Below are 1,876 nucleotides of genomic sequence, written 5' to 3'. Positions count from 1 at the left end.
TTCGTCATCTACGAATTCTCCGTCTTTGGTGAATTCGAGCCAGACTTTCTTACCGTCAACATCAACCTGCCTGGCTTCGATAGCATAGCCTTCGCCGAGGTCGAGGAGTTCGCCGGTTCTGATGGTGTACTTGTCATCACTGTCAAGAACGAGCTGGGCAAGTTTGTCAGCTTTGTCAGGTTTGAGTGGGATGGCCTTCCGTGCGCCGAAACCGATCAGGCTGTAGTTGTCCCAGCCAGCAGCGGGGTTGTCGTATTCGTATCCAATCGGCTGAATCTTGGTTATGTAAACAAGGCCGCCCTCTCCAATGACGTTGTTTTCAGTACCTGGAACATCGACAATGAAAACAACCTCGGTTGATACGTTGTCGTCAATGTCATAGTAGAATATTGGAAATCGAGAAGCATCGATTGGAAGGATGGTACCGTTGCCATATGTATCAATAATATCGTCGATATCAGAGCCGTTGAACACTGAACTGCGGACCTCAATTACATCTTGTGCACTTGCGGCGGATGCAAATACAGTAAGAAGCATGAGAACAGCCAGTGATACTGCCACAAATCTCTTCATTTTATTGTTTCCCCCACGTGTTTGTTAAGATATATCGTATGTAAGAAGAAGTGTCAGGATCGACCACTTAAAGGGTTTCACCATTCTTCACCAGATCAGACTTGTCCATTTAGTCTATTCCCGAAGAGGATTTCATTCCCCTTTTATCCCTCTAAATTGGATTACAGAGGTATTATCGTCCACGAAGCCTGAAAACGCGATCATCAAAACCGCAAATACAAATATTAAAGCTATACTTTTTTTGGCTTTGTGGAAATCCGGCACCCCATATATATCCAGATGATAGTATATATTAGCCATAATATATAATAGATTAATGGAAAAACGAGGAGCAAAACCAGAGTTCACCGATGTACTCTGTCCTAATAAAATTGTAAATTTTATGGAATTTCCGAAAAAGGAAAGATCACAGGCAACGGCACATATCAAATCAAGAACAAAAAACCAGGGGTTTAAAGAATCAGGAATTCAGAATTAAAAAAATCTTCAGAACTAAGAAATCTGCAAATAAAAAGTTATCTGCAAAAAGTAGACTCAAAAAAGAATTGAAAGAGAGAAGGGTTAAGAAAACCCTTCAATCAGAAAATTTAGTTGTTTCTCCTGACGAGGTAAACAACTGCAAGGAGTCCTACAAGGCCAAGGACAACTCCGAATCCAGGAGTTGTTTCTTCGGCTGGGGTTGTTTCGCCCTCTACGGGTTCAGTTGCACCCTCTACGGGTTCAGTTGCACCCTCGGTTGGTTCCTCGGTTGGGGTTACTTCTTCAGTACCATTTTCTGCAGGCTCGGTCTCAGATGGAGTTTCATCTACTTCCGGACCTTCGTCGCCAATGGTCTTCTCAACGTATGGGTAGTACCTGAGGTCGCTAGCAGAGGTGTCAGCGATCTTGAAGTACATGCCCTGACCAATTTCCTCTTCGGAGTCCCTGGTCAGAGTGAAGGTGTCTTCATTGCTGATCGTGAGGGTTGGACCGTTGATGGAAACATCGTCGAGGTTACCAAATTCGTCGTCAGACTCGATGGTCATTGCGTTTGCGTAGTCAATGAGCCAGAGACCTTCGATCTGGGCAATGCTGTCGACTGCGCCCTGGAAGACCTGGTTGACGTGCACTCTGAGGACAACGACATCGTCTTCGTCCTGGATGTCATCAAGTTCGACTTCCCAGGTGTTGTCACCGGTACCGACTGAGATGATTTCGTCATCTATGAATTCTCCGTCTTTGGTGAATTCGAGCCAGACTTTCTCACCGTCAACATCGACCTGCTTGGCTTCGATAGCATAGCCTTCGCCGAGGTCGAGGAGTT

3 protein-coding genes are annotated in these 1,876 nt (G+C 45.2%); 1 reads left to right on the top strand and 2 read right to left on the bottom strand.

Annotated features, from left to right (window positions below):
* Positions 1–573 (bottom strand): S-layer protein domain-containing protein (locus tag EO95_RS06915; protein WP_048133490.1); only part of this gene is annotated, 573 nt, incomplete at its 3' end.
* Between the two features lie 316 nt (positions 574–889).
* Here EO95_RS06915 and EO95_RS17855 point away from each other — a divergent pair.
* On the top strand, positions 890–1,051 hold the full coding sequence (locus EO95_RS17855; RefSeq protein WP_162197350.1) for a hypothetical protein: 162 nt from the start codon (positions 890–892) through the stop codon (positions 1,049–1,051).
* Between the two features lie 109 nt (positions 1,052–1,160).
* On the opposite strand, the gene EO95_RS06910 is transcribed toward EO95_RS17855, so the two are convergent.
* Positions 1,161–1,876 (bottom strand): S-layer protein domain-containing protein (locus tag EO95_RS06910; protein WP_048133489.1); only part of this gene is annotated, 716 nt, incomplete at its 5' end.

It is taken from the genome of Methanosarcina sp. 1.H.T.1A.1 (genome assembly GCF_000979295.1).
Classification (GTDB): domain Archaea; phylum Halobacteriota; class Methanosarcinia; order Methanosarcinales; family Methanosarcinaceae; genus Methanosarcina.
Note: the sequence above shows the minus strand (reverse complement) of the source record. Positions and strands in the feature narration are given on the sequence as shown.

Bases quoted from the DNA above. Each gene is read 5' to 3' on its own strand.
- EO95_RS17855 (WP_162197350.1), top strand. From the start codon at position 890: ATGGAAAAACGAGGAGCAAAACCAGAGTTCACCGATGTACTCTGTCCT.